This is a genomic window from Pseudomonas sp. LBUM1647 (assembly GCF_059716175.1).
In genome coordinates, this window is the sequence record NZ_CP166809.1 from 5,720,838 (window position 1) to 5,747,277 (window position 26,440).

At 59.2% G+C, this 26,440-nt stretch carries 26 protein-coding genes and 1 other RNA gene; 5 read left to right on the forward strand and 22 right to left on the reverse strand.

From position 1 onward, the window contains the following. The 14 genes from ACA059_RS26375 to rsmI form a co-directional block, all read right to left on the reverse strand. The gene (locus tag ACA059_RS26375; RefSeq protein WP_497631542.1) at positions 1-969 is read right to left on the reverse strand and encodes a D-alanine--D-alanine ligase; all 969 of its coding nucleotides are present in this window, start codon (positions 967-969) and stop codon (positions 1-3) included. Further along, positions 966-2,426, reverse strand: a complete 1,461-nt coding sequence (murC, locus tag ACA059_RS26380; protein WP_282481405.1) for a UDP-N-acetylmuramate--L-alanine ligase — start codon at positions 2,424-2,426, stop codon at positions 966-968. The genes ACA059_RS26375 and murC overlap by 4 nt, the downstream gene beginning before the upstream one ends. Further along, on the reverse strand, positions 2,419-3,489 hold the full coding sequence (murG, locus tag ACA059_RS26385; protein WP_497631543.1) for an undecaprenyldiphospho-muramoylpentapeptide beta-N-acetylglucosaminyltransferase: 1,071 nt from the start codon (positions 3,487-3,489) through the stop codon (positions 2,419-2,421). The genes murC and murG overlap by 8 nt, the downstream gene beginning before the upstream one ends. Next, entirely contained in the window at positions 3,479-4,696 is a 1,218-nt protein-coding gene (gene ftsW, locus ACA059_RS26390) for a putative lipid II flippase FtsW (protein WP_497631544.1), read from the reverse strand. The genes murG and ftsW overlap by 11 nt, the downstream gene beginning before the upstream one ends. Continuing rightward, positions 4,693-6,039: a UDP-N-acetylmuramoyl-L-alanine--D-glutamate ligase gene (gene murD / locus ACA059_RS26395; protein ID WP_282481407.1), complete on the reverse strand. Its 1,347-nt coding sequence runs from the start codon at positions 6,037-6,039 to the stop codon at positions 4,693-4,695. The genes ftsW and murD overlap by 4 nt, the downstream gene beginning before the upstream one ends. Positions 6,040-6,044: 5 nt before the next feature. Beyond that, positions 6,045-7,127 carry a phospho-N-acetylmuramoyl-pentapeptide-transferase gene (gene mraY, locus ACA059_RS26400; protein WP_223429671.1) on the reverse strand — a complete coding sequence of 361 codons (1,083 nt, stop codon included), beginning with the start codon at positions 7,125-7,127 and terminating at the stop codon, positions 6,045-6,047. Then, entirely contained in the window at positions 7,127-8,494 is a 1,368-nt protein-coding gene (locus ACA059_RS26405) for a UDP-N-acetylmuramoyl-tripeptide--D-alanyl-D-alanine ligase (RefSeq protein ID WP_497631545.1), read from the reverse strand. Before ACA059_RS26405 ends, mraY begins: the two co-directional genes overlap by 1 nt. Continuing rightward, positions 8,487-9,950, reverse strand: coding sequence for a UDP-N-acetylmuramoyl-L-alanyl-D-glutamate--2,6-diaminopimelate ligase (locus ACA059_RS26410; protein WP_497631546.1), 1,464 nt, complete (start codon positions 9,948-9,950; stop codon positions 8,487-8,489). The genes ACA059_RS26405 and ACA059_RS26410 overlap by 8 nt, the downstream gene beginning before the upstream one ends. Beyond that, positions 9,950-11,689 carry a peptidoglycan D,D-transpeptidase FtsI family protein gene (locus ACA059_RS26415; protein WP_497634734.1) on the reverse strand — a complete coding sequence of 580 codons (1,740 nt, stop codon included), beginning with the start codon at positions 11,687-11,689 and terminating at the stop codon, positions 9,950-9,952. Before ACA059_RS26415 ends, ACA059_RS26410 begins: the two co-directional genes overlap by 1 nt. Continuing rightward, positions 11,689-11,982 carry a cell division protein FtsL gene (gene ftsL / locus ACA059_RS26420; protein ID WP_003205353.1) on the reverse strand — a complete coding sequence of 98 codons (294 nt, stop codon included), beginning with the start codon at positions 11,980-11,982 and terminating at the stop codon, positions 11,689-11,691. Before ftsL ends, ACA059_RS26415 begins: the two co-directional genes overlap by 1 nt. Next, entirely contained in the window at positions 11,979-12,926 is a 948-nt protein-coding gene (gene rsmH / locus ACA059_RS26425) for a 16S rRNA (cytosine(1402)-N(4))-methyltransferase RsmH (protein WP_008147489.1), read from the reverse strand. Before rsmH ends, ftsL begins: the two co-directional genes overlap by 4 nt. Next, positions 12,923-13,378, reverse strand: a complete 456-nt coding sequence (mraZ, locus tag ACA059_RS26430; protein WP_095130472.1) for a division/cell wall cluster transcriptional repressor MraZ — start codon at positions 13,376-13,378, stop codon at positions 12,923-12,925. Before mraZ ends, rsmH begins: the two co-directional genes overlap by 4 nt. Positions 13,379-13,734: 356 nt before the next feature. Then, positions 13,735-14,088: RNase P RNA component class A (rnpB, locus tag ACA059_RS26435), an RNA gene on the reverse strand. A gap of 75 nt (positions 14,089-14,163) precedes the next feature. Beyond that, positions 14,164-15,069: a 16S rRNA (cytidine(1402)-2'-O)-methyltransferase gene (gene rsmI / locus ACA059_RS26440; protein ID WP_161990822.1), complete on the reverse strand. Its 906-nt coding sequence runs from the start codon at positions 15,067-15,069 to the stop codon at positions 14,164-14,166. 177 nt (positions 15,070-15,246) lie between these two features. Here rsmI and ACA059_RS26445 point away from each other — a divergent pair, with 177 nt between their 5' ends. The 4 genes from ACA059_RS26445 (at position 15,247) to ACA059_RS26460 (ending at position 18,693) form a co-directional block, all read left to right on the forward strand. Further along, positions 15,247-17,058, forward strand: coding sequence for a penicillin-binding protein activator (locus ACA059_RS26445; protein WP_497631547.1), 1,812 nt, complete (start codon positions 15,247-15,249; stop codon positions 17,056-17,058). Beyond that, positions 17,058-17,420 (forward strand): YraN family protein, encoded by a 363-nt coding sequence (locus tag ACA059_RS26450; protein WP_140677850.1) that lies wholly within the window; start codon positions 17,058-17,060, stop codon positions 17,418-17,420. The genes ACA059_RS26445 and ACA059_RS26450 overlap by 1 nt, the downstream gene beginning before the upstream one ends. 104 nt (positions 17,421-17,524) lie before the next feature. Beyond that, the gene (locus ACA059_RS26455) at positions 17,525-18,118 is read left to right on the forward strand and encodes a phosphoheptose isomerase (RefSeq protein WP_008025961.1); all 594 of its coding nucleotides are present in this window, start codon (positions 17,525-17,527) and stop codon (positions 18,116-18,118) included. After that, on the forward strand, positions 18,115-18,693 hold the full coding sequence (locus tag ACA059_RS26460) for a BON domain-containing protein (RefSeq protein ID WP_008147477.1): 579 nt from the start codon (positions 18,115-18,117) through the stop codon (positions 18,691-18,693). Before ACA059_RS26455 ends, ACA059_RS26460 begins: the two co-directional genes overlap by 4 nt. A gap of 170 nt (positions 18,694-18,863) precedes the next feature. On the opposite strand, the gene ACA059_RS26465 is transcribed toward ACA059_RS26460, so the two are convergent. The 7 genes from ACA059_RS26465 to rplM form a co-directional block, all read right to left on the reverse strand. Next, positions 18,864-19,277 carry a ClpXP protease specificity-enhancing factor gene (locus ACA059_RS26465; protein WP_008155980.1) on the reverse strand — a complete coding sequence of 138 codons (414 nt, stop codon included), beginning with the start codon at positions 19,275-19,277 and terminating at the stop codon, positions 18,864-18,866. A gap of 16 nt (positions 19,278-19,293) precedes the next feature. Continuing rightward, positions 19,294-19,911 carry a glutathione S-transferase N-terminal domain-containing protein gene (locus ACA059_RS26470; protein ID WP_008155978.1) on the reverse strand — a complete coding sequence of 206 codons (618 nt, stop codon included), beginning with the start codon at positions 19,909-19,911 and terminating at the stop codon, positions 19,294-19,296. 148 nt (positions 19,912-20,059) lie between these two features. Further along, positions 20,060-20,842: a cytochrome c1 gene (locus ACA059_RS26475; protein ID WP_129441363.1), complete on the reverse strand. Its 783-nt coding sequence runs from the start codon at positions 20,840-20,842 to the stop codon at positions 20,060-20,062. After that, a complete protein-coding gene (locus ACA059_RS26480) occupies positions 20,842-22,053 on the reverse strand; it encodes a cytochrome b (RefSeq protein ID WP_497631548.1) in 1,212 nt (403 codons plus the stop codon). The genes ACA059_RS26475 and ACA059_RS26480 overlap by 1 nt, the downstream gene beginning before the upstream one ends. After that, the gene (gene petA, locus ACA059_RS26485; RefSeq protein ID WP_007905300.1) at positions 22,053-22,646 is read right to left on the reverse strand and encodes a ubiquinol-cytochrome c reductase iron-sulfur subunit; all 594 of its coding nucleotides are present in this window, start codon (positions 22,644-22,646) and stop codon (positions 22,053-22,055) included. Before petA ends, ACA059_RS26480 begins: the two co-directional genes overlap by 1 nt. A 267-nt stretch (positions 22,647-22,913) precedes the next feature. Then, positions 22,914-23,306 carry a 30S ribosomal protein S9 gene (gene rpsI / locus ACA059_RS26490; RefSeq protein WP_003216038.1) on the reverse strand — a complete coding sequence of 131 codons (393 nt, stop codon included), beginning with the start codon at positions 23,304-23,306 and terminating at the stop codon, positions 22,914-22,916. Positions 23,307-23,320: 14 nt separating this feature from the next. Next, the gene (gene rplM / locus ACA059_RS26495; RefSeq protein ID WP_007905295.1) at positions 23,321-23,749 is read right to left on the reverse strand and encodes a 50S ribosomal protein L13; all 429 of its coding nucleotides are present in this window, start codon (positions 23,747-23,749) and stop codon (positions 23,321-23,323) included. Positions 23,750-23,994: 245 nt separating this feature from the next. Between rplM and ACA059_RS26500 the strand changes: the two genes are divergently transcribed. After that, positions 23,995-25,035, forward strand: coding sequence for an NADP(H)-dependent aldo-keto reductase (locus ACA059_RS26500; protein WP_497631549.1), 1,041 nt, complete (start codon positions 23,995-23,997; stop codon positions 25,033-25,035). A 110-nt stretch (positions 25,036-25,145) separates the two neighbouring features. On the opposite strand, the gene ACA059_RS26505 is transcribed toward ACA059_RS26500, so the two are convergent. Further along, a complete protein-coding gene (locus ACA059_RS26505) occupies positions 25,146-26,282 on the reverse strand; it encodes an acyl-CoA dehydrogenase family protein (RefSeq protein WP_150659111.1) in 1,137 nt (378 codons plus the stop codon). Positions 26,283-26,440: the final 158 nt, after the last annotated feature.

Sequence of the window (26,440 nt, forward strand, 5' to 3'; positions counted from 1 at the left end):
TTAACCTCGCGGCTCAACATTATTGGCAACGCTAGCGGCCAAAATCGCCAAAACCAGTTGCTGGAAATCCAGACCGGCAGCACGAGCTGCCATCGGCACCAGACTGTGATCGGTCATGCCCGGTGCGGTATTGACTTCCAGGAACCAGAACTGCCCGTCGGCGTCCTGCATCACGTCAGCCCTGCCCCAACCGGCGATACCCAGCGCCTCACAGGCTTTCGCCGTGAGGTCCATCAGTTCTTTTTCTTTGCTGCTGTCCAGGCCACACGGAATCCGGTACTGGGTATCGGAAGCCACGTACTTGGCGTCGTAGTCGTAGAAACTGTGCGTCGTGCCCAGGGCAATCGGTGGCAACACCTGGTCACGCAGGGTGGCGATGGTGAACTCCGGACCTTGAATCCATTGCTCAACCAACACTTGCGAATCGTAGGCACTGGCCGCTTTCCACGCGTCGATCAACTCCGACGCGGAGGTCACTTTGGCCATCCCGATACTTGAACCTTCATGGGCCGGTTTGACGATCAAAGGGAAGCCCAGTTCCGTCGCCGCCGAAATACAATCGGCCTCAGAACTCAGTACGGCATGGCGTGGCGTCGGAATACCGAGGCTGTGCCAGACCTGTTTGGTGCGCAGCTTGTCCATGGCTAGCGCGGAAGCAAGAATGCCGCTGCCGGTGTACGGAATACCCAGGCATTCCAGCAGGCCCTGCATGCTGCCGTCTTCACCGCCACGGCCGTGGAGAATGATGAAGGCGAGATCGATTTTTTCGTTCAGCAGACGCTGCAAAAGATCATCGCCAACGTCGAGACCAAACGCGTCCACACCGGCGCTTAGCAGCGCGTCGAGAACCGCGTTACCCGACTTCAGGGAAACCTCACGCTCGGCACTCTTGCCGCCGAACAGCACGGCGACGCGGCCGAAATCTTTCGGTGCAATGGTGGAGACGAGGTTGGCGTACGCAGCAGTCATTTCAACTTCCCCACGCTCGGCGCAGCAACGGCGCCAGCGAATAACGGACTTTTCAACAATTTCGGTGCAAGACCACCGATGTCACCGGCGCCCTGGCACAGCAGGATGTCGCCAGCACGCAGCAGCGGCTTGACGATGGGCGCGAGGTCAACACCGCGCTCGATGTAGATCGGGTCGAGCTGACCGCGCTGACGGATGCTGTTGCACAGCTTGCGGCTGTCGGCGCCCGGGATCGGTTCTTCACCGGCTGGGTAGACTTCCATCAACAGCAGGACGTTGGCGTCGGCCAATACATTGACGAAATCGTCGTACAGGTCGCGAGTCCGACTGTAACGGTGCGGCTGGTAGACCATCACCAGACGGCGTTCCGGCCAGCCACCGCGCACGGCTTTGATGACCGCGGCGACTTCGGTCGGGTGGTGGCCGTAGTCGTCGACCAGCATCACGTTGCCGCCTTCTACCGGCAGTTCGCCGTAGACCTGGAAGCGTCGGCCGACACCCTGGAACCCGGACAGGCCCTGGACGATGGCTTCATCGCTGACGCCTTCATCGGTGGCGATGCAGATGGTGGCCAGTGCGTTCAACACGTTGTGGTTGCCCGGCATGTTCACCGAGACATCCAGCGGATCGCGATCAGGGCGCAGCACGGTGAAGAAGGTCTGCATGCCTTGCTGGCGCACATTGATGGCGCGCACGTCGCAGTCATCGCCGAAGCCATAGGTGACCGTCGGGCGTTTCACCAGCGGAAGGATTTCACGCACCACCGGATCGTCCAGGCACACCACCGCCAAACCATAGAACGGCAGGTTGTGGAGGAACTCGACGAAGGTTTTCTTCAGTTTGTTGAAGTCACCGTCGTAGGTCGCCATGTGGTCGGCGTCGATGTTGGTGACCACGGCCACCAGCGGCTGCAAGTGCAGGAAGCTGGCGTCGCTTTCGTCAGCTTCGGCGATCAGGTAACGGCTGGTGCCGAGCTGGGCATTAGTGCCCGCGGCATTCAGACGGCCACCGATCACGAATGTCGGGTCCAGGCCACCGGCGGCAAACACCGAAGCGATCAGGCTGGTGGTCGTGGTTTTGCCATGGGTACCGGCGACGGCGATGCCGTGGCGGTAGCGCATCAGCTCAGCCAGCATTTCAGCGCGAGGCACCACCGGAATGCGGCGTTCCAGGGCAGTGGCGACTTCCGGATTGGACGTGTTCACGGCACTGGAGGTGACCAGCACATCGGCGTTCGCGGCGTTCTCGGCCCGGTGGCCGATAAAGATCTGGGCACCGAAGGACTCGAGACGCTCGGTCACCGGCGAAGCTTTCAGGTCGGAACCGGACACTTCATAGCCCAGGTTCAACAACACTTCGGCGATACCGCACATGCCCACGCCGCCGATTCCAACGAAGTGGATGCGACGGATGCGGCGCATTTCCGGTTGCGGCATGGCTTTCTGATTCTCAACCATGGGCCACCTCCAGGCAGGTATCGACCACGTTACGGGTGGCATCGGGTTTGGCCAGGCGGCGTGCCGCGGCGGCCATGTCGGTCAGTCGTTGTGGTTGCATCAGGACCTCTGTCAGGCGTGCGGCAAGATCCGCTGCGCCAGTCGTTCTTTGCGGCATCAGGAAGGCAGCGCCTTCACGGGCCAAATAATCGGCGTTGCGGGTCTGGTGATCGTCGATCGCGTGGGGCAATGGCACCAGCATCGAGGGCAGACCGGCGGCGGCCAGTTCACTGATGGTCAACGCGCCTGCGCGGCACACCACCAGGTCGGCCCAGCCATAGGCTTGGGCCATGTCTTTGATGAAAGGCTGCACTTGCGCCTCGACGCCAGCCGAGCGATAGCGCTCTGCAGTCACTTCATCGTGGTTTTTGCCGGCCTGATGGAATACTTCCGGGCGCAGGTCGGGGGCGACTTGCGACAGGGCTTCAGGCAGCAACTTGTTCAACGGTTCTGCGCCCAGGCTTCCACCCAGGATCAGCAAACGCGCCTTGCGACCGGCCAGAGCCTGTCGCGGTGTTTCGAGGAACAGCTCGGTGCGCACCGGGTTACCGGTGGTCCGACGGCTGCCCGACAGGGTAAAGGTGTCGGGGAACGCTTCACAGACTCGGGCGGCCAACGGCACCAGCAACCGATTGGCGGTACCGGCCACGGCATTCTGTTCATGAACGATCACCGGCACACCGGCCAGTTTGGCTGCAACGCCACCAGGACCGGTCACATAACCACCAAAGCCGACGACACACACCGGCCGCAGTCGGCGAATGATCGCCCGTGCCTGCCAGATCGACTTGAGCAACATGAACGGCGCCTTGAGCAGGGACAATTTGCCCTTGCCACGCAATCCGCTGGCATTGATCCGATGCAATTCGATGCCGGCCACCGGGACCAGATCGTTCTCGATGCCACGAGGGGTCCCGAGCCAATGCACGGTGTAACCACGGGCCTGGAATTCGCGAGCACAGGCCAGCGCCGGGAACACGTGGCCACCGGTGCCGCCCGCCATGATCAGCACGTTAGCGCCCATGGGTTGAGTCCTCGGCGAAGTCGCTCTCATGGAACTCCGTCTCTTCACTGCCCAGGTGGGTTCGACTCTCCCACTCAATGCGCAGCAACAAGCCGAGACAGGCACCGCAGATCACCAATGAACTGCCGCCATAACTGAGGAACGGAAGGGTCAGACCTTTGGTCGGCAGCAGGCCGACGTTTACCCCGATGTTGATCAGGAACTGGCCGATCCACAGGAACGACAGGCCGTACGCGATGTAGGCGGCGAAGAACTGCTTGGCCTTCTCGGCCCAGTAACCGATGTACATGCCACGAATACAGACAAAGACGAACAGCGCCACCGTGCACAAAGAACCCACGGCACCCAGCTCTTCGGCCAGTACCGAGAACACGAAGTCGGTATGGGCTTCCGGCAGGTAGAACTGTTTCTGCACGCTGTTGCCCAGGCCAACGCCCAGCCATTCGCCGCGACCAAAAGCGATCAACGCTTGAGACAACTGATAGCCGGCACCGAACTGGTCGGCCCACGGATCCGCAAAGTTGGTCAGGCGCGCCATTCGATACGGCTGCACTTGAATCAACAACACCACCGCCGCGACCGCCAGGACAACCATCAAGGAAAAACGGAACAGCCCGACCCCGCCGAGGAACAGCATCGCCGCCGCGGCGCCCATCATTACAACGGTGGCGCCGAAGTCCGGCTCCATCAGCAACAGCCCCGCCATTGGCAGCAGAACGATGAACGGCTTGAAGAAGCCCATCCAGCTTTCACGCACTTCTTTCTGGCGACGCACCAGATAACCGGCGAGGTAGATCACCACGAACACCTTGGCGATCTCGGAAGGCTGAACGTTGAAGAAACTGAAGCCGATCCAGCGCATCGAACCGTTCACTTCACGGCCGATCCCCGGGATGATCACCATCACCAGCAAACCGAACGCACCAATCAACATCAGCCAGCCCAGGCGTTGCCAGGTGGCGATCGGAATCATCATGGTGACGATGCAGGCACCCAGGCCCAGCACAATGTAGATAAGGTGGCGAATCATGTAATACAGGGCACTGCCCGACTGCACCGCAGCCACTTCGGTCGATGCCGATGCAATCATGACCAGCCCGAGGCCGATCAATGCAAGGCAGCCGGCGAGCATCGGGAAGTCGAGGTCGATGCCGCGCCCGGTGATGATCGGCGACGGATAAGGCTTGATGATGTTCATCAGGTTCATACCAGATCCTCCACAGCGCGGACGAACTGGTGACCACGATCTTCGTAATTCTTGAACATGTCGAAACTGGCGCAGGCGGGCGACAGCAGCACGACGTCGCCCGGTTGCGCAGCGGCGCGGCACTGCTCGACTGCTTCGATCAGCGAAGCGGCGCGGATCAGCGGCACGGCATCGCCAATGGCCTCACCGATCTTGTCGGAGTCGCGGCCCATCAGGATCACGGCGCGGCAGTTGGCCGCCACCGGGTCACGCAGATCATTGAACTCGGCGCCCTTGCCATCGCCACCGGCGATCAGCACGACCTTGCCGTCGATGTCCGCGCCCAGGCCTTCGATGGCCGCCAGTGCGGCGCCGACGTTGGTGGCTTTGGAATCGTTGTAGTAGCTCACGCCATTCAGGTCGCGGATCCATTGGCAGCGATGCTCAAGCCCGGCGAAAGTGCGCAGGCTCGACAGCATGGCGTCGAACGGCAAGCCAACAGCATGGCCCAGGGCCAATGCCGCCAGGGCGTTGGACTGGTTATGGGCACCGCGAATTTTCAATTCGCGCACCGGCATCAGGTTCTGGAACTCGAAGGCCAGGTACTTCTCGCCGTCTTCTTCGCGGATACCGAATGCCTTGAAATCAGGCTTGCTCAAACCGAAGGTCCAGCATGGCTGACCTTCGCCAATCAGCGGACGGCTCAGGGCATCCTGACGGTTGACCACAAACTGCTTGGCACCCCGGAAGATCCGGTGCTTGGCCAGGTGATAAGCCGGCAGACCGCTGTAGCGGTCCATGTGGTCTTCGCTGACGTTGAGCACGGTCGCCACTTCGGCGTTGAGTTGATCGGTGGTTTCGAGCTGGAAGCTCGACAGTTCCATCACGTACAACTCGACGTCGTCGCTGAGCAGGTCCAGCGCCGGCGTGCCGAGGTTGCCGCCAACGGCGACACGCTTGCCGGCCGCTGCTGCCATCTCGCCCACCAGCGTGGTGACGGTGCTTTTCGCGTTGGAACCGCTGATGGCGACGATCGGCGCCTTCGCGTTACGCGCGAACAGCTCGATGTCACCGGACAATTTCACGCCACGGGCGGCGGCAGCCTGCAGGGCCGGGGTCGCCAGCGCCAGGCCGGGGCTCACGTAGAGCTCGTCGGCGCGGCACAGGAATTCGACGTCCAGCTCGCCACAACGCACTTCCACGTGCGGATAGTCACGCTTGAGCGTGGCCAGTTCCGGTGGATTTTCCCGCGTATCAGCGACAGCAAACGACGTGCCCCGGTTCGCCAGGAAGCGAACCAGGGACATGCCGCTCTTGCCGAGGCCGACAACGATGCGGAAGTGGTCAGAAGCGATCAGAGACACTCGTTCTACCTCAGCTTCAGGGTGGCAAGGCCAACCAGCACGAGAATCACGGTGATGATCCAGAAACGGACGATCACGCGTGGCTCGGGCCAGCCCTTGAGTTCAAAGTGGTGGTGAATCGGTGCCATGCGGAACACACGGCGACCGGTGAGCTTAAAGGAAGCAACCTGAATGACGACTGACAGGGTCTCCATCACGAACACACCGCCCATGATGAACAGGACGATTTCCTGACGGACGATCACCGCAATGGTGCCCAGTGCCGCGCCCAGCGCCAGTGCGCCGACGTCGCCCATGAAGACTTGTGCCGGATAGGTGTTGAACCAGAGGAACCCGAGACCCGCGCCGATCAAGGCGCCGCAGAACACGATCAACTCGCCTGCGCCCGGGACATACGGGATCAGCAGGTATTCAGCGAATTTCACGTTACCCGACAGGTAGCAGAAAATTCCCAACCCGCCGCCGACCATGACGGTGGGCATGATCGCCAGACCGTCGAGGCCGTCAGTCAGGTTGACCGCGTTGCTCGAGCCGACAATCACGAAGTAAGTCAGGACAATGAAACCTATGCCCAGCGGAATACTGTGGTCCTTGAGCATCGGCAAAATCAGGGTGGTTTCCACCGGTGTCGCTGCGGTCATATAAAGGAAGATCGCGGCGCCCAGGCCGAATACCGATTGCCAGAAGTACTTCCAGCGGCTTGGCAAGCCACGGGAGTTCTTCTCGATCACTTTGCGGTAATCGTCGACCCAGCCGATCGCGCCGAACAGCAAAGTCACCAGCAGCACGGTCCACACGTAACGGTTGGTCAGGTCAGCCCAAAGCAAAGTACTGACGCCGATGGACGACAGAATCAGCGCGCCACCCATGGTCGGGGTGCCCGACTTGGACAGGTGCGATTGTGGACCGTCGTTGCGAACGGACTGACCGATCTGACGGTTCTGCAAAGTGCGGATCATCCACGGGCCATAGCACAGCGACAAAACCAACGCGGTCAGCACACCGAGAATCCCGCGCAGGGTCAGGTACTGAAAGACCGCGAAGCCTTTGTAGAACTGTTGCAGATACTCCGCTAGCAGCAGCAGCATTAATGTTTCTCCAGGCTGGCCCCGCACAAAGCGGCGACGATGTTTTCCATCGCAGCGCTGCGCGAGCCCTTGATCAAAATGGTGGTGTTTGTGTCTTGCTCGGCGCCCAGGGCCTTGATCAGTTCAGCCTGAGTGCTGAAGTGAAAGGCCTGTGGACCGAAAGCGTTCACGGCGTGAGTCATCATTGGCCCGACAGCGTAAAGCGCGGAAACCTTGCCGCGGGCGTACTCGCCCACATCGCGGTGCCCCTGCTCCGCCCAATCGCCCAACTCGCCGATATCCCCGAGCACCAGAACGGTGCGGCCGGAAAAGCCGGCGAGTATATCAACGGCGGCGCACATGGAGGTGGGGTTCGCGTTGTAGGTGTCATCGATCACGCGCATGCCATTGCTGGCCAGTTGCGCAACGGTGCGGCCCTTGACCGGTTGCACCGCGCCCAGACCGGTGGCGATGCCGAACAGCGACACGCCCAGCGCATGGGCGGCGGCGGCGGCGGCCATGGCATTGGCGACGTTATGGGTGCCGAGCAGGTTCAGTTGAACGCGCTCCATACCTTCAGGACTGTGCAGGTTGAACGCCGGGCAACCGCGAGCGTCGCGGTCCAGATCGCTGGCGTAGAAATCGGCGCTGACATTGCTCAGGGCGAAGGTCAGCACTTTGCGACCGGCAGCGCGGGTCTTCCAGATGCCGAACGCCTTGTCGTCAAGATTGAGAACGGCGACGCCATCGGCATCCAGCCCTTCAATGATCTCGCCCTTGGCTTCAACGATTTTTTCCGGCCCGCCGAACTCGCCGACGTGGGCGGTCCCGGCGTTGTTGAGCACGGCCACATGAGGCTTGGTCATGCCGACGGTGTAGGCAATTTCGCCGAGACGCGATGCACCGAGTTCGATGACGGCGGAGGTATGTTCCGGCGCGAGTTCGAGCAGGGTCAGCGGGACGCCGAGGTCGTTGTTCAGGTTGCCACGGGTCGCCAGAACCGGACCGCGCGTGCGCAGGATGCTGGCGAGCATTTCCTTGACCGTGGTTTTGCCGCTGGAACCGGTGATCGCTGCGACAGGATGGGTGTAAGCCGCACGGTTCAACGCGCCGAGTTGCCCCAGCGCCTGACGAGTATCTTTCACCAGCAATTGCGGCAGTGTGCTGTCGGCGACTTCGCGCTCGACCAACGCCGCTACGGCGCCTTTTGCGGCGACGTCATTGAGATAGTCATGGCCATCGAAACGCGGGCCGGTCAGGGCAATAAAGAGTTGGCCTGGTTTGATCGCGCGGCTGTCGATGCTGACGCCGTCGAAGCTGGCATCGGCAGTGACCAGGCAGGCATTCAGCGCGCCGGTCAGTTCGCTCAGTTTCAGGGCTTTAAGCATGGGCCACCTCCCACGCAGTCAAGGCGTGATCGGCCTCGACCAGATCGGAGAACGCGTGACGCTGGCCGTTGATTTCCTGATAGTCCTCGTGACCTTTACCGGCCAGGACAATCACGTCATCCGCCGAAGCGCTGGCGATCAATTGGGCAATCGCCTGGCCACGGCCAGCGACGAAGGTGACTTTATCCACAGCGGTAAAACCGGCGCGGATGTCGTCGAAGATTACTGCCGGGTCTTCGGTGCGCGGGTTGTCATCGGTCACCAGCACGCTGTCAGCCAGACGCTCGACCACTTCTGCCATGAGCGGGCGCTTGCCGCGATCGCGATCACCACCACAACCAAACAGGCACAGCAAACGGCCTTTGGCGTGAGGTCGCAGGGCCATCAAGACTTTTTCCAGCGCATCCGGGGTGTGGGCGTAATCGACCACTACCAGCGGCTGAGTACCGCCGCCGAGGCGCTGCATGCGTCCGGCCGGACCTTCGAGTTTTGGCAGGACCTTGAGGATTTCGTCCAGCGCGTAGTCCAGACCCAGCAAGGCGCCGACCGCGGCCAGCACGTTGCTCAGGTTGAAGCGACCGAGCAAGGTGCTGCGCAGATGATGCTCACCCTGCGGCGTGACCAACGTGGCGCGCACGCCTTCGTCATCGAACTGCGCTTCACGGCAATAAAGGTAGGCACTGGAGTCTTCCAGGCTGTAGGTGATCAAGCGCGACTCGCGTTTATCGGCTGCCAGTTCGCGGCCGAATTCGTCGTCGAGGTTAACCACCCGGCACTTCAAATCGTTCCAGGCAAACAGCTTGGCCTTGGCTTCACCGTAGGCTTGCATCGTGCCGTGGTAATCCAGGTGATCGCGGGACAGGTTGGTCATCACCGCCACATCGAACGCCAGTGCGGTCACGCGGCCCTGATCCAGACCGTGGGAAGAAACTTCCATGGCGACGGCTTTGGCACCGGCCTTTTTCAGGTCAGCGAGGGTCGCTTGCACGGCGATCGGGTTCGGCGTGGTGTGCAAGCCGCTTTCGAGTGCGCCGTAAAAACCGGTACCCAACGTGCCGACGATGCCGCAGTGCTGGCCGAGTAAATCCAAGGCTTGCGCAACCAACTGCGTCACGCTGGTTTTGCCGTTGGTGCCGGTCACGCCGATCAGGTTCAGGTGACGACTAGGGTCACCGTAAAAACGCCCGGCGATGTCCGACAGCTGCGCCGCCAAGCCTTTGACTGGAATCAGCGGAACATCGGTAATCGGCAATACGGTCGCGCCTTCGACTTCATACGCCACAGCGGCAGCGCCGCGCTGCAGGGCATCGGCAATGTGTGCGCGACCGTCGAATTTGCCGCCAGGGACGGCGAGAAACAGATCGCCAGCCCGCACGTTGCGGCTGTCCAGGGTCAGTTCGCGGATCAACAGATCGCGGCCGGCGTGGGCGAAAATCTTGTTCAGACTCAGAGACATCAGCCGCGCCCTCCATTGGCTTTCAGCGGAACGACCGGTGCTGCGTTCGCTTGTTGAGTAGGTGGCAGGTTGTCCGGGGTGATGTTCATCAGGCGCAGGGTCCCGGACATCACTTTGCTGAACACCGGCGCCGATACCAGACCACCGAAGTAACCGGCCTTGGTCGGCTCATCGATCACCACCACGATTGCGTAACGCGGATCGCTCATCGGGCCGAAGCCGGCGAACAGCGAACGGTAGGAATTCTCGGCATAGCCTTTGGTGCCCACCGAAGTCTTACGCGCAGTACCCGACTTGCCGGCCACGTGATACGCCGGCACCTGCGCACGGAACACACCGCGCGGGGCTTCGATCACTTGGGTCAGCATGCCTTGCATGGTTTTCGCGACCGCTTCCGGCAATACCTGTGTGGTTTGCGGTGGTTTGTCGGTTTTGATCAGGGTCAACGGCGCAAGACGACCGTTGTTGGCCAGGGCCGAGAAGGCGTGGACCAACTGGATCGCGGTCACCGAGATACCGTAGCCGTAGGACAGCGTGGCGGTTTCAGCCTTGCGCCATTCGCGGTAGTTCGGCAGGTTGCCGACGCGCTCGCCCGGGAAGCCCAGGCCGGTGTCCTGGCCGAGGCCTACTTTTTGCGCCAGACGGAAAATCGTTTCGCCGCCGATATCGAAGGCGACCTTACTCATGCCGACGTTACTGGAGTTGATCAGGATGCCGGTCAGGTCGAGCACCGGACCTTCGCTCTTGGATACGTCCTTGATGGTGTATTTACCAATCTGCAAGGTGCCCGGGTACACCTCGACAGTATCACTCGGCTTCCAGCGCCCGGTTTCAATCGCGGCGCTCATGGAAATCGCTTTCATCGTCGAGCCCGGTTCGAACACGTCGATCATCGCGCGGTTACGCATCATCGCCGGTTGCAGGTTGCGACGGTTGTTCGGGTTGTAGGTCGGCTGGTTGACCATGGCGAGGATCTCGCCGCTCTTCACGTCCATGATCACCAGGCTGCCAGCCTTGGCGCCGTTCTCGATGATCGCGTTACGCAACTCACGGTTGGCCAGGTATTGCAGGCGCAGGTCAATGGACAACGCCAAGGGCTTTCCGGCCTTGGCGTTTTTGGTGACCTGAACATCCTTGATAAGTCGGCCACGCCGATCCTTGATCACCTGTCGCTTGCCGGGGACCCCGGCCAGCCATTCGTCGTAGGCCAGCTCGACGCCTTCACGACCGTGGTCATCGATGTCGGTAAAACCGACCATATGGGCAGTGACTTCACCGGCCGGGTAGAAACGACGAAATTCTTCGATGCCATAAACGCCCGGCACTTTCAGATCGAGCACGGACTGGCCCTGTTCGGGGGTCAGCCCGCGCACCAGGTAGATGAATTCTTTATTTGCTTGAGCCTCGAGACGTTCGGCCAGGGCTTTCGGGTCCTGCCCCAAGGCAGCCGCCAGTGCAGGCCACTTCTCTTTGGCCGTTTGCATTTCCTTTGCATTGGCCCAAAGGGTGGTGACTGGGGTACTCACGGCCAAAGGCTCGCCGTTACGGTCGGTAATCAGACCACGGTGAGCCGGAATCGGGATATGACGAACGCTGCGCGCATCGCCCTGACCTTTAAGAAAGGCACGGTCGACCACCTGCAGATCGATAATGCGCCAGGCAATCGCCGCGACCATGACGCCGAGCAAACCCAGCACCAGGCGGAACCGCCATGGAAAGAGTGCGCCCTCGAGTTTCATCATGGCGCCACCATCTGCACTTCAGCGGCGCCAGGAATGCGCATCTTCAGTTGCTCGGTCGCCAGGACTTCGATACGGCTGTGGGCGGTCCAGGTGCTCTGTTCGAGAATCAAACGGCCCCATTCCGCTTGCGCCTTGTCGCGCACGCTCAACTCGTTATACAGCGAGTTCAGCAGTTGACGGTTCCAGTGGGCACTGTAGGAAACGCCGATCGCTGACACGAGCACGCCAATAAACAACAGCAGCATGAAAAAGCTTCCGCCGGGAAGTGGCTTGGCGAAAAGCTTGCTCACCGCAGCTTCTCCGCGACGCGCATGACGGCGCTACGGGAACGTGGGTTGGCTTTGAGTTCGGCCTCGGAGGCGGACTGTGCTTTGCCATGGATTTTGATTATTGGTTCGAAGGCAACGTGACGTACCGGCAGGTTGCGCGGCAAGTTGTCGGCTTCGCCTTTCACCAGTTTGCGCATGAACAGTTTGACGATGCGGTCTTCCAGCGAGTGGAAGCTGATGACCACCAGGCGGCCGCCGACTTCCAGGCATTCCAGTGCGGCTTCGAGGCCGGCCTCCAGATCACCCAGTTCGTTGTTGACGTGAATACGCAAGCCCTGGAACGCACGGGTCGCCGGGTTTTTGCCCTTTTCCCATGCAGGGTTGGCGACTTTCAGGACTTCAGCCAGATCGGCAGTGCGCTCGAACGGTTTGATGTCGCGACGCTCGGCCACGGCACGGGCCATCCGGCCGGAGAAACGTTCTTCGCCGTATTGCTTGAACACCCGGGCGATTTCTTCCACCGGGGCGGTGTTGACGAATTCGGCAGCGCTGATCCCGCGGGACGGGTCCATGCGCATGTCCAGCGGGCCATCATTGAGGAAACTGAAGCCGCGCTCAGGGTCGTCGAGCTGCGGCGAGGACACGCCGAGGTCGAGCAAAACGCCGCTGACCTTGCCGGCCAGGCCGCGTTCGGCGACTTCCGAACCGAGCTCGGCAAAGCTGCGCTGTACAACGACAAAGCGGCCGTCTTCGGCCGCTAGCGTTTGCCCGGTGGCAATCGCTTGAGGATCTTTGTCGAATCCGAGCACCCGACCATCGGGACCGAGCTGGCTGAGGATCAACCGGCTGTGTCCGCCGCGCCCGAACGTACCGTCCAGATAGCAGCCATCAGGACGTACGGCGAGAGCCTCCACGGCTTCGTCAAGCAGTACGGTGATGTGGTTAAAGCCGCTATCAATAGTCACAGGATCAAATCACGCAGTTCATCAGGCATGGCGCCCGGTTGTTGAATGGCAGCCAGGTCAGCGGCAGAAACCGCATCCCAGGCATCCTCGTCCCACAATTGGAACTTGTTCAGTTGGCCTACCAACATCGCGCGCTTATCCAACTTGGCATATTCACGAAGACGCGGCGGAACCAGAAAACGACCACTGCCATCGAGCTCGAGGTCGACGGCATTACCAATCAGTAAACGTTGCAGGCGGCGGCTCTCTTCGCTAAACGAAGGGAGTGTGCGCAGTTTGGTTTCAATAATTTCCCACTCATCGAGGGGGTAAACACACAAACACGGATCAACGGCATCAATTGTGACGATTAACTGACCGGAACTACGCGAAACGAGCTCGTCACGGTACCGGCTCGGCATAGCGAGACGGCCCTTTGCGTCGAGACTGATAGCGTTAGCTCCGCGAAACACGACAGCGTTTCTCCAAATTCTAGCGTTTTGAGTTCAAAAAACCCACTTCATGCCACTTTCCGCCACTTGTGCACACTATAGGAATGCGGCCACCGCACCGTCAAGGCGCGGATTAAAGGAAAACCCTTACAGAACTGAGATTTAGGAGTGCAAAAGGAGGGGTAGCGAGAATCTGACGTGTCATCCTGCCCAATAACTTGAATCAGCACTGAAGGCTGCGTTCGAAAGTTAAAGTAATTTGTTAAGAGTAAGATTTTTTCGGTATTAGGAAAGTGCTTCTGCTGTTGATTCTGTAAGGAGGGAAATTGCTACTACAGATGCCCTGCTCAATGATTAAAGCAGGGAAGGGGAAAAAGGTGGAGAGTCGATCTGTAAGCCGGGTTCTGTCTTGAACAGTCATTCGTCTACGATGGCCATCACTGGACATCTTTAGCAACCTACCCGGTCCCAGCGCGGGCCACGCCTTGGGACCCTATTTGGTCTTGCTCCAAGTGGGGTTTACCTAGCCACGAACTGTTGCCAGACGTGCGGTGCGCTCTTACCGCACCTTTTCACCCTTACCGGCGCCGAAGCGCTTAGGCGGTTATTTTCTGTGGCACTTTCCGTAGGCTCACGCCTCCCAGGCATTACCTGGCACTTCGCCCTATGGAGCCCGGACTTTCCTCCCCCCCCTAATTTTCATAGAGGGCAGCGACTGTCCGATCGACTCTCCGCCGCGAAGATTAACGGCAGAGCGGCTGAAGGACAAGCGCTAAACGCCTTGGGCTACGCCTGCACGTCGGTTTTTACTCGCCCTTCTGTTTATCCAGCGCGACCTGATAGAGCACATTCTTGCGCTCGCCGGTAATTTGCGCCGCCAACGCTGCGGCTCGCTTGAGCGGCATTTCTTCAAGCAACAGATTCAGAATGCGCATCGCTTCACTGCTGACGGCGTCCTCGGTCTCGGGGGCAGACCAACCTGCCACCAACACCACGCACTCACCGCGCTGCTGATTGCTGTCTGACTCGACGAACTCGCGCAACTCAGCCAGAGGCAAGCCTTTAAGGGTTTCGAAAGTCTTGGTCAGCTCGCGCGCCAGCAACGCCGGACGTTCACCACCAAACACCAACTCCATGTCTTGAAGACACTCAAGGATCCGGTGTGGGGCTTCATAAAAAATCAGCGTGCGCGGTTCTTCCTTTACCAACTCAAGACGGGCGCGCCGACCGACAGCCTTGGCCGGCAGGAAGCCTTCGAAGATGAAACGGTCCGACGGCAACCCCGCCGCCGACAACGCTGCGATCAATGCGCAGGCGCCCGGAACCGGCACCACATTGATACCCGCAGCACGAGCCTGACGCACAAGGTGATAACCCGGATCGGAAATCAACGGCGTGCCGGCATCTGAAATCAGCGCCACATCGTCGCCGGCGAGCAAGCGGGTGATAAAGCGGCTACCTTCATCCCGCTCATTGTGTTCATGACAGGCTGCCAGCGGTGTAGGAATGCCGAAATGCTGCATCAATCGCTGAGAGTGACGGGTATCTTCGGCGGCGATCAGGGCGACCTCGCGCAGGATTTTCAGCGCACGCGCACTGATGTCGTCCAGGTTGCCAATGGGCGTCGCCACCACATAAAGCGAGCCAGCAGCGGAATTCAAAGCACCTGGAGCAGTCAAAGCGCACACCTCATGATCGGTAAAAGCCGCCATTGTAGCGCGTCGTGACGTTCGCGATACGCGCAAGCAACCCTCGGTTTTGCAGCCTTTTGTGCAGTGCCGCAACATTTGCACGAGCTAAATTGATCGATTCACGCCAGTAACATCGCGCCCCGGCCAGTGCTTGGGTACAATTCCACGCTAATTTGATCGAGTATCAGGAACACTTACATGATCGCTTGCCTGCGGCTGCTCACTGCCCTCTGCCTCGCTGCCTTGCTGGCGGCTTGCGCCAGCTCGCCCTCCTCCAGCCTTGGCGAACTTCCACGGACCCCGGATGCCAGTATCGAGCAATTGCTCGCACAGGCCGCTCAAAGCAAAGACCCGGAAAAAGCCTCCCTGTTGCGCCTGAGCGCGGCAGACCTGGCCTATCGACAGGGGAATGCCGGCCAGTCCGCGCAAATCCTGCAACAAGTCCCCGTCGAAACACTCAAGCCTGGCCAACAGGTTTTCGCCAGTACCCTGGCGGCTGAACTGGCCATGGTTCGCAATCAGCCGAAAGCGGCGCTGACAGCCTTGAGTCATCCGAGCCTGCAACGCCTGAGCGAACTGCCGGTTGAGCAACAGGTTCGCACCGGCACTGTTCATGCCCGCGCCCTTGAAGCCGATGGCCAGACCCTGGCTGCCGCACGGGAACGCATCTTCATCGCACCAATGCTTGAAGGTGAAGCCGCCAGCAAAAACCACGAAGCGATCTGGACCCTGATCGCCTCGCTGCCGACCGATCAATTGCAGCCAACTGCCACTGACGACCTCGGCGGCTGGATGGGCCTGGCGCTGGCGGTGAAAACGGCCGGCACCCTGGAACAGCAGCAAGCCGCGATCGACAACTGGCGCGCACAGAATCCAAAGCACCCGGCCGCCATTCAATTGCCGCTGCCACTGACCAAGCTCAAGGAACTGGCCAGCCAGCCCCTGAGCAAAATCGCCCTGCTGCTGCCACAAGACGGCCCGCTGGCGTCGGTCGGCAAAGCACTGCGCGAAGGTTTCATGGCTGCTCACTACCAGGCCCAACAAGCCGGGCAGAAGCCGCCAGCCATCGAGTTCTATGACAGCTCGCGCCTGACGTCCCTCGATGAGTTCTATCGCAAGGCTCAGGCCGACGGCGTGCAACTGGTCGTCGGCCCGCTGGAGAAACCGCTGGTCAAACAGCTCAGCGCTCGCCCGCAACTGCCGATCACCACCCTGGCGCTGAATTACAGCGAAGGCGAACAAGGTCCGGGCCAGCTGTTTCAGTTTGGTCTTGCCGCTGAAGACGAAGCCCGCGAAGTGTCCCGCCGCGCTCGCGCCGATGGCCTGCATCGCGCAGCCATCATGGTGCCGAAAGGCGAATGGGGCGATCGCGTCTTGAGAGCATTCAGCCAGGATTGGCAGGCTAACGGTGGCAGCATCGTCGCCACCGAACGCGTCGACCAACCGGTTCAACTGGCCCAGCAGATTGCCGACATGTTCCAGCTGCGTCAGAGCGAAGGTCGTGCCAAGAGCCTGCAAAGCACCGTTGGCGGACAGGTAGCCGCCCAGCCTTCGCGCCGCCAGGACATCGAGTTCATCTTCCTGGCCGCAACGCCTCAGCAAGCCCAGCAGATCAAGCCGACCCTGAACTTCCAGTACGCTGGTGACGTGCCGGTTTATGCCACCTCCCACGTGTTCAGCGCCAGCGGCGATGTGAATCAGTACAACGACATGAACGGCATTCGCTTCTGCGAAACTCCATGGTTGCTGGAGGCCAACGATCCACTGCGCAAACAAGTGACCGCGCAGTGGCCGCAAGCTGGTGGCAGCCTGGGCCGTCTGTATGCGATGGGTGCTGATGCCTATCGCCTGGCACCACGACTGGGTCAACTCAAGGCTCTGCCGGACAGCCGCATCGAAGGTCAATCGGGCAGCCTGGGCATGACTGCAAACCAGCGAGTCGTGCGTCAGTTGCCATGGGCACAGTTCGTCAACGGCCAGGTTCAACGCCTGCCGGACACCCCGCGCTGATGCCCGACAGGTCACGCCAGCAAAGCGGTAAAGATGCCGAGCGCCATGCGCTCGAGCATCTTCAGCAACAGGGTCTGCGCCTGCTGGCGCAGAACTGGTTGTGCAAACGCGGCGAGCTTGATCTGGTCATGCTTGATGGCGATACAGTAGTATTCGTTGAAGTCCGCTACAGAAAAAACACTCAATGGGGAGGCGCGCTCGGTAGCATTGATGAGCGCAAACGGCAGAAGCTGATAGTTGCCGCGCAGTATTTTCTTCAGCGCGAGTCGCGTTGGGCCAATTCCCCTTGCCGCTTCGACGTGGTTGCCATCGACAGCAACCTCGATCAGTTGAACTGGCTGCAGAATGCCTTCGACAGCTGATCGCGTGCGCCCCGAACCGGACACTTTCACCCAACACTTTTGCTCTTTGCTTTGCGGGCTGCACATTCATGTGCCGAGTAGCCGCGCTAATTAAGGTCACACAGATGGACATGCAATCCCGAATTCGCCAGCTTTTTCAGGCCAGTATCGATACCAAGCAAATGGCGATGGACGTACTTGCACCGCACATCGAGCAAGCCAGCCAGGTGATGGTCAACGCCCTGCTCAACGAAGGCAAAATGCTGTCCTGCGGCAACGGCGGCTCTGCCGGTGATGCCCAGCACTTCTCGTCCGAGCTGCTCAACCGTTTCGAGCGCGAGCGTCCTAGCCTGCCAGCGATTGCGCTGACCACCGACAGCTCGACGATCACCTCGATCGCCAACGACTACAGCTACAACGAAATCTTCTCCAAACAGATCCGCGCCCTCGGCCAGCCGGGTGACGTATTGCTGGCGATTTCCACCAGCGGCAACTCGGCAAACATTATTCAAGCGATCCAGGCCGCACATGATCGCGAAATGATTGTCGTAGCATTGACCGGTCGCGATGGCGGCGGCATGGCGTCGCTGCTATTGCCCGAGGACGTCGAGATTCGCGTACCGGCCAACGTCACCGCACGTATTCAGGAAGTCCACCTGCTGGCGATCCATTGCCTTTGCGATTTGATCGACAGCCAACTGTTCGGGAGTGAAGAATGACCCCTAATCGCCTAGGCCTTCTGGCCTTGACCCTGTGCCTCGGCATCAGCGGCTGCACCTCGGTGGTTAACGCCAGCCGTGAAGCACCGATTGAAGATGACCGCGGCACCCGCACCTTCGGCAGTAAGATCGACGACTCTCTGATCGACACCAAGGTCGGCGTGAACATTGCCAAGGCCGATCCAGCCCTGGATAACGACTCGCATATCGTCGTCACCAGCTTCAATGGCGTCGTGCTGCTTGCCGGGCAAACCCCGCGCGCCGACCTCAAGGCCAAAGCCGAACAGGCCGCTGCGGCTGTTCAGCGGGTGAAGACAGTCCACAACGAACTGCAAGTCCTGCCACCTTCCGGCTTCCTTGCCCGCCAGAACGACACCTGGCTGACCTCCAAGATCAAGACCCAGATGCTCACCGACCCGAACATTCCGGGCTCGCGCATCAAGGTTGTTACCGAGAACGGCATCGTCTACCTGCTGGGTCTGCTGACCAAACAGGAAGCCGCTCAAGCCACCAACCTGGTGCAAGGCGTTTCCGGTGTGCAGAAGATCGTGAAGCTGTTTGAGTACATCGACTGACACCTACGGTCGCCATCGATCTGTAGGAGCTGTCGAGTGAAACGAGGCTGCGATCTTTTGATCTTTTAAAAGCAAAATCAAAAGATCGCAGCCTCGTTTCACTCGACAGCTCCTACGTTTGAAAGTGGTGAAGTAATAAAAAAGGCGATCCATCCGGATCGCCTTTTTTATTACTTCACCACTTTCAAACTGGGTCGACCGCTGGGACGCGGCGGCTCGCTGTCGGGTGGCGGAATATCGTCATCCGGCTCGATCTCTTCCTCGTCTTCCATAGGCGATTCCAGATCGAACACCATGCCCTGACCGTTCTCCCGGGCGTAAATGCCCAGGATCGATGCGATAGGCACGTACAAGGTGTGCGGCACGCCACCGAAGCGCCCTTCGAAGCTGACCGCTTCGTTGTCCATGTGCAGATGACGCACGGCTGCCGGCGATACGTTCAGGACAATCTGTCCGTCACTGGCAAAACCCTGAGGCACCTGCACCGACGGATACTCGGAATTGACCAGCATGTGCGGGGTGCAATCGTTGTCCACAATCCACTCGTAGAGCGCGCGGACCAGATAAGGTCGACTGGAGTTCATAGCGGCTCCTTAAGCCTTAGCGCATATCGCGTTCGACACCAGACAGACTCGCCTGGAAAGCCTCACGCGCAAACGAGCGCTCCATGTAATCAAGCAGCGGCTTGGCAGGCCGCGGCAGTTCAATACCCAAAATCGGCAATCGCCAGAGTATTGGCAATAGGCAGCAATCCACCAGACTTTGTTCCTCACTGAGGAAAAACGGCTTGTCGGCAAACAATGGCGACACGCCAGTCAGGCTTTCGCGCAGCTCTTTACGAGCCACGACACGGGCCGCTTCCTTGGACCGGGAATCCAGGATCAGATCCACCAGACCACACCAGTCACGCTGAATACGATGAATCAGCAGACGGCTGTTGGCACGCGCCACTGGATAAACCGGCAGTAAAGGCGGGTGCGGGTAACGCTCATCCAGATATTCCATCACCACGGTCGACTCCCACAACGCCAGGTCACGATCGACCAGGGTGGGCAAGCTGCCGTAAGGGTTCACTTCAATCAGTTTAGGCGGCTGGCGACCAGCTTCCACGTAAATGATCTCGGCGCTGACACCCTTCTCTGCAAGTACGATACGCACTCGGTGGGAATAGTGGTCGGCGGGGTCGGAGTAACAGGCCAACCGATTGGTCACGCCCATGGCGGTCCTCCTCGCTTGTTGAAATTATCGGAAACGGAAAAACGCGCGCGCCCAGAGGGCGCCTCCCGTAACGCCTGGATCACCAGGCTCGTTACACCTTCAGAGACGCCCTTGGGCGCGCGCGATTGACAGCAATTTTACAGCAATATCAATGGACGTCTTTCCAGTATTCACGCTTGAGCAAGTATGCGAATACGAAGAAGAACGCCAGGTACAGCAACACATAGGTACCGATGCGCTGATGCTGCAGCTTCACCGGGTTGGCCGAGTAGGCCAGGAAGGTCACCAGATTCTTGACCTTCTCGTCGAACTGCTCTTCGTTCAGCGTGCCGGTTTTGGGCAGTATGGTCAGCTGGTCGCAGGCTTCATGAGTCAAAGCCGTGCCGGTCAGCGGATCGTATTGCTTCTTGCCGTCTTCGACGATTTGAACTTGTTTACAGCCTACCACCTGACGACCCTGCAGGCCGACCAGAACGTTAGGCATCCCGACGTTCGGGAATACCTTGTTGTTCACGCCCCAAGGACGCGATGGGTCTTCGTAGAACGATTTCAGGTAACCGTAAAGCCAGTCAGTGCCACGAACGCGGGCGACCAGGGTCAGGTCGGGCGGTGCCGCACCGAACCAGGTCTTGGCGTCAGCCGGCTGCATGCCGATGCTCATGTGGTCGCCGATCTTGGCGCCGGTGAACACCACCTTCGAGAGCATCAAGTCGTGCGGAATGCCCAGGTCATCGGCGACACGCTCGTAACGCTGGAACTTGGCGCTGTGACAGCCCATGCAGTAGTTCGCGAATGTACGCGCGCCATCCTGCATGGCAGCCTTGTCGGAAACGTCGATATCGACCTTTTCGAGCTCAGGACCACCGTGTTCGGCCGCGAAGGACAGCACAGGCAAAGCAGCAAGAATCAGTACAGCAAATAGCTTTTTCATCAGCCAGTCACCCTTTCCGGAACCGGTTTGGTCTTCTCGAGCCTGGTGTAGAACGGCATCAGAATGAAGTAGGCGAAGTACAGGAAGGTACATACCTGCGACAGCAACGTCCGCCCAGGGGTTGGGGCCAATACGCCCAGCACGCCCAGGATCACGAACGAGATGCAGAACACCCAGAGCCAGATCTTGCTCAGCCAGCCTTTGTAGCGCATCGACTTGACCGGACTACGATCTAGCCATGGCAGGACGAACAGCACAGCGATGGCCGCGCCCATGGCGATAACGCCCAGGAGCTTGTCCGGAATCGCCCGCAGAATCGCGTAGAACGGCGTGAAGTACCAGACCGGAGCGATGTGCTCTGGAGTCTTGAAGGCGTTCGCCACTTCAAAGTTCGGCTTCTCGAGGAAATAACCACCCATTTCCGGGAAGAAGAACACGATCGAGCAGAAGATGAACAGGAACACCACCACGCCGACGATATCTTTCACGGTGTAGTACGGGTGGAAGGCAATGCCGTCCAGCGGTACACCGTTTTCGTCTTTGAATTTCTTGATGTCCACGCCGTCCGGGTTGTTCGAACCGACTTCGTGCAGCGCCAGAACGTGCAGCACCACCAGACCGAGGATCACGATCGGCAAGGCAACAACGTGCAGGGCGAAGAAGCGGTTCAGGGTGATACCGGAAATCAGGTAGTCACCACGGATCCACTGAGTCAGATCGTTGCCGATGACCGGGATCGCACCGAACAGCGAGATGATCACCTGGGCACCCCAGTAGGACATCTGGCCCCACGGCAGCAGGTAACCCATGAAGGCTTCAGCCATCAGCGCCAGATAGATCAGCATGCCGAAGACCCACACCAGCTCACGCGGCTTCTGGTACGAACCGTAGAGCAAGCCACGGAACATGTGCAGATAGACCACGATGAAGAACGCCGAGGCGCCGGTGGAGTGCAGCAGACGCAGGATCGAGCCGTACTCGACGTCGCGCATGATGTATTCGACGGAAGCAAACGCCTCTTCCGCCGACGGGGTGTAGCTCATGGTCAGCCAGACACCGGTAACGATCTGGTTGACCAGAACGAGCAGTGCGAGGGAACCAAAGAAATAGAAGAAGTTGAAGTTCTTCGGGGCGTAGTACTTGCTGAGATGGTCTTCCCACATTTTGGTCGCGGGAAAACGCGCATCAACCCAATCCATGAACTTGCTCATCACGCTTTCTCCGTATCGACGCCAATGACAATGATGTCATCGGTCTCATAGGAATGCGGGGGAACTGGCAGGTTCAAAGGCGCAGGTTGCGACTTGTAGACGCGGCCAGCCAGATCGTAGTGGGAACCGTGGCAAGGGCAGAAATAACCACCTACCCAGTCCTTGCCCAGATCCGCAGGTGCCACTTCTGGACGGAAGGTCGGCGAGCAACCCAGGTGTGTGCAAATACCGATCAGCAGCAGAACCTCTGGCTTGATCGAACGCGTTTCCGGGTCGACATAGGTCGGTTGTGTCGAGTTCTTGGAGGTCGGGTCAGACAGCTGGCCCTCGATCTTTTTCAGATTCCCCAGGATTTCCTCGGTACGGCGGACAATGAACACCGGCTGACCGCGCCACTCAGCAATCATCTGCTGGCCTGGCTCGATTTTGCTGACATTCACCTTCACCGGTGCACCTGCGGCTTTCGCCTTGGCACTGGGAAACCATGACCCCACGAACGGGACCGCAGCCCCCACCGCTCCTGCAGCACCCACCACGGATGTGGCTGCTACCAAGAAGCGACGCCGGCCTGCATTCACGCCGTCATTGCTCATTCAGTCCTCTCCCATCAGCTTTGTGGCCTGTTAAATCAGGCGTCTACTAAGTAAAAATCTGAACTTATAAAAATTTTGCCGAATGGTAATGAAAAGCCCCAATTCTGACAAGGTAATTACCGAGGGGCTCCACTGCCAAGCCTTGCAGTATAGGGCTTCTACGGCTGTGGCAAGTTGTCACAGAGCAATTCTTTGATAAATCGCGCCCATAAAAAAACGCCCAGCTTCGCGAGGAAACTGGGCGTTCTTTTTGAACGTAAAAGCGAATTAACGCTTCGAGTACTGCGGACGCTTACGCGCTTTACGCAGACCAACTTTCTTACGTTCAACTTCACGTGCATCGCGAGTAACGAAGCCAGCTTTGCGCAGAGCGCCACGCAGGGTTTCGTCGTACTGCATCAGTGCGCGAGTGATACCGTGGCGGATTGCGCCAGCTTGACCACTTACACCACCACCGATCACGGTGACGTAGATGTCGAATTTCTCGACAGTCTCAGTCAGTTCCAGCGGCTGACGAACTACCATGCGGGCAGTTTCGCGGCCGAAGAAATTTTCCAGGGTGCGGTTGTTGATGGAGATGTTACCAGTACCCGGACGCAGGAAAACGCGTGCGGTTGCGGTCTTGCGACGGCCAGTGCCGTAATTTTGAGTCGCCGACATAATGAACTATTCCGTTAAAACTTCAGTTCTTGGGGCTGCTGAGCAGTATGAGGGTGTACAGCGCCCGCATAGACTTTCAGCTTACGATACATGTCGCGACCCAGCGGGTTCTTAGGCAGCATGCCTTTGACCGCGGTCTCGATCACGCGCTCAGGGGCTTTAGCGATCAGCTTTTCGAAGTTGATCGACTTGATGCCGCCCGGGAAACCGGAGTGGGAGTAGTAGATTTTGTCGGTGGTTTTAGCACCGGTTACACGAATCTGCTCGGCATTGATAACGACGATGTAATCGCCGGTGTCAACGTGAGGAGTGTACTCAGCTTTATGCTTGCCACGCAGACGGCTCGCGATTTCGGTGGCCAGACGACCCAGGGTCTGACCTGCAGCGTCGACGACAAACCAGTCGCGCTGTACTGTTTCCGGTTTAGCAGTAAAAGTTTTCATTCTTTATAGCCTCAGGGGCCGCCCTGTAAATTAGACGGCGGATCTTACTGAATAGTGCGTACTTTGACAAGTCAAAGGCAGCCGGATACAGACGCTTTCGGGGGCTCGGGTCGGCGCGTCCGTTCAACGGCAAGATTCTTCGGCGGCGGCGCATCACTTCCACTGCAGAAAGAGGTGCGCAATTATGCAGATTGCGAAAAATAATTCAACCTGCTTTTATGATTGTTTTGCCCAAGGAGCACCCGATGGACTATCGCCAGCTAGGCCGAACCAATCTGAACGTGAGCGCCATCTGCCTCGGAACCATGACCTGGGGCGAGCAAAACAGCGAGGCTGAAGCCTTCGCCCAGATTGAACGGGCCAAGAGTGCCGGGATCAATTTCATCGATACCGCCGAGATGTACCCGGTGCCGCCCAAGGCCGAAACCTACGCCACCACCGAACGCTACATCGGCAATTACTTCAAAAGCCGTGGTGATCGCGCTGACTGGATTCTCGCGAGCAAGATCGCCGGCCCCGGCAACACCATCGACTACATCCGCGACAAAAACCTGCGACACAACCGCCAGCACATCACCGAAGCCGTGGACGCCAGCCTCAAGCGCTTGCAGACCGACTACATCGACCTCTACCAGCTGCATTGGCCGGAGCGCAGCACCAATTTCTTCGGTCAGCTCGGTTACAAACACCAGACCGAAGCCAACCTCACGCCGCTGGAGGACACCCTCGAAGCGCTGGACGAGCAGGTCAAGGCCGGCAAGATCCGCCACATCGGCCTGTCCAATGAAACGCCATGGGGCACCATGCGCTTCCTCGCCCTGGCCGAAGCCCGTGGCTGGCCGCGCGCCGTGTCGATCCAGAACCCGTACAACCTGCTCAACCGCAGCTTCGAAGTCGGTCTGGCGGAAATCGCAATCCGCGAACAGTGCGGCTTGCTCGCCTATTCGCCGCTGGCGTTCGGTTTCCTGTCGGGCAAGTACGAAGGTGGCGCGCGTCCGCCTAAAGGCCGCCTGAGCCTCTACAGCCGCTTCAGCCGCTATTTCAACCCGCAGTCGGAAGCAGCGTGCAGTCGTTATGTGGCACTGGCGCGTGAACACGGCCTGGACCCGGCGCAAATGGCGTTGGCGTTTGTCACTCAGCAGCCATTTGTGACCAGCAACATCATTGGCGCGACGACTATGGAGCAATTGGACAGCAACATTGCCAGCTTCGACTTGAAGCTGTCCGATGAAGTGCTGGAGGGGATCGAGGCGATTCACAAGGATCACCCGAACCCTGCACCGTAATTTGCGGTGATCCCGAAAAGATCGCAGCCTTCGGCAGCTCCTACAGGGTGTACGTCAAACCCATGTAGGAGCTGCCGCAGGCTGCGATCTTTTCAGCCACCACAGATGATTCAAAGCGACCGCGCAATAATCTCCTTCATGATTTCATTGGTCCCCGCATAAATCCGCTGCACCCGCGCATCCGCCCACGCCCGGGCGATCGGGTATTCCCACATGAAACCGTAACCGCCATGCAACTGCACGCACTCGTCGAGCACCTTGCATTGCAGGTCAGTGCCCCAGTACTTGGCCATCGCCGCGGTCGGCACGTCGAGCTTGCCTTGCAGGTGCAGTTCCAGACAGCGATCGACGAAGACCCGACCGATCTGAATCTCGGTCGCCATCTCCGCCAGTTTGAAGCGGGTGTTCTGGAAGTCGGCGATCGCCTTGCCGAATGCCTTGCGCTCGCGGGTGTAATCCAGCGTCCATTGCAGCGCCGCTTCAGCCGAAGCAAGCCCGCCGATGGCAACGGTAAGACGCTCTTGAGGCAATTCCTGCATCAGGTACGCGAAGCCCATCCCGGCCTGCCCCAACAGGTTTTCCTTGGGCACCCGGACGTCCTGGAAAAACAGTTCCGAGGTGTCCTGAGCCTTCATGCCGACTTTTTCCAGACGCTTGCCCTTGGCGAAGCCTGGGGTGTTGGCTTCCACCAGAAACAGGCTGGTGCCTTTCGCGCCAGCCTTCGGATCGGTCTTGGCGACGACAATCACCAGGTCAGCAAGAAAGCCGTTGGTGATGAACGTTTTCGAACCGTTGATCACATACTCGTCGCCATCGAGCACCGCGGTGGTTTTCACCCCTTGCAGGTCGGAACCGGCACCCGGCTCAGTCATGGCAATCGCCGTAACCATCTCGCCAGACACCAGTTTCGGCAGGTATTTGTGTTTCAGCGCTTCACTGCCGTAATGCAGGATGTAAGGCGCGACGATGTCCGAATGTAGAGAAAAACCAATACCGGTCAGGCCGAGTCGACCGATCTCTTCGATCACCACCGCGCTATAGAGAAAGTCCGCCCCCAGGCCGCCGTACTCTTCCGGCAGATGCGAACACAGCATCCCCGCCTCCCCTGCCTTGTTCCAGAGTTTGCGGTCGATATAGCCTTGTTTTTCCCATTGCCCATGGAGCGGCACGGCCTCTTTTTCGAGGAACGTTCGCACGCTGTCGCGAAAAAGTTCGTGCTCGGAACTGAACAAGGTTCTGGGGATCATGCGGCACCTGTCGTTATTGTTAGCCGGAATTGACCTTCAGAGACTATGCCTCGCATCCGACACAGGACACTGGACACATCAGACAAAAAATAAGACGATCCAGCCGTCTGGTGACCACTTTCCCCTATAAGAATAAAGTTGAATTATGTCTAACCAAG

Bases quoted from the DNA above. Each gene is read 5' to 3' on its own strand.
- murC (WP_282481405.1), bottom strand. From the start codon at position 2,426: ATGGTTGAGAATCAGAAAGCCATGCCGCAACCGGAAATGCGCCGCATC.
- rpsI (WP_003216038.1), bottom strand. From the start codon at position 23,306: ATGTCGGCGACTCAAAATTACGGCACTGGCCGTCGCAAGACCGCAACC.
- petA (WP_007905300.1), bottom strand. From the start codon at position 22,646: ATGAGCAATGACGGCGTGAATGCAGGCCGGCGTCGCTTCTTGGTAGCA.
- ACA059_RS26470 (WP_008155978.1), bottom strand. From the start codon at position 19,911: ATGGGCGTGACCAATCGGTTGGCCTGTTACTCCGACCCCGCCGACCAC.
- ACA059_RS26500 (WP_497631549.1), top strand. From the start codon at position 23,995: ATGGACTATCGCCAGCTAGGCCGAACCAATCTGAACGTGAGCGCCATC.
- ACA059_RS26410 (WP_497631546.1), bottom strand. From the start codon at position 9,950: ATGTCTCTGAGTCTGAACAAGATTTTCGCCCACGCCGGCCGCGATCTG.
- ACA059_RS26455 (WP_008025961.1), top strand. From the start codon at position 17,525: ATGGACATGCAATCCCGAATTCGCCAGCTTTTTCAGGCCAGTATCGAT.
- rsmI (WP_161990822.1), bottom strand. From the start codon at position 15,069: ATGGCGGCTTTTACCGATCATGAGGTGTGCGCTTTGACTGCTCCAGGT.
- ACA059_RS26415 (WP_497634734.1), bottom strand. From the start codon at position 11,689: ATGAAACTCGAGGGCGCACTCTTTCCATGGCGGTTCCGCCTGGTGCTG.
- ACA059_RS26505 (WP_150659111.1), bottom strand. From the start codon at position 26,282: ATGATCCCCAGAACCTTGTTCAGTTCCGAGCACGAACTTTTTCGCGAC.
- mraY (WP_223429671.1), bottom strand. From the start codon at position 7,127: ATGCTGCTGCTGCTAGCGGAGTATCTGCAACAGTTCTACAAAGGCTTC.
- ACA059_RS26450 (WP_140677850.1), top strand. From the start codon at position 17,058: ATGCCCGACAGGTCACGCCAGCAAAGCGGTAAAGATGCCGAGCGCCAT.
- ACA059_RS26475 (WP_129441363.1), bottom strand. From the start codon at position 20,842: ATGAAAAAGCTATTTGCTGTACTGATTCTTGCTGCTTTGCCTGTGCTG.
- ACA059_RS26375 (WP_497631542.1), bottom strand. From the start codon at position 969: ATGACTGCTGCGTACGCCAACCTCGTCTCCACCATTGCACCGAAAGAT.
- ACA059_RS26480 (WP_497631548.1), bottom strand. From the start codon at position 22,053: ATGAGCAAGTTCATGGATTGGGTTGATGCGCGTTTTCCCGCGACCAAA.
- rplM (WP_007905295.1), bottom strand. From the start codon at position 23,749: ATGAAAACTTTTACTGCTAAACCGGAAACAGTACAGCGCGACTGGTTT.
- murG (WP_497631543.1), bottom strand. From the start codon at position 3,489: ATGGGCGCTAACGTGCTGATCATGGCGGGCGGCACCGGTGGCCACGTG.
- ACA059_RS26465 (WP_008155980.1), bottom strand. From the start codon at position 19,277: ATGAACTCCAGTCGACCTTATCTGGTCCGCGCGCTCTACGAGTGGATT.
- ftsW (WP_497631544.1), bottom strand. From the start codon at position 4,696: ATGAACCTGATGAACATCATCAAGCCTTATCCGTCGCCGATCATCACC.
- ACA059_RS26445 (WP_497631547.1), top strand. From the start codon at position 15,247: ATGATCGCTTGCCTGCGGCTGCTCACTGCCCTCTGCCTCGCTGCCTTG.
- ACA059_RS26460 (WP_008147477.1), top strand. From the start codon at position 18,115: ATGACCCCTAATCGCCTAGGCCTTCTGGCCTTGACCCTGTGCCTCGGC.
- ACA059_RS26405 (WP_497631545.1), bottom strand. From the start codon at position 8,494: ATGCTTAAAGCCCTGAAACTGAGCGAACTGACCGGCGCGCTGAATGCC.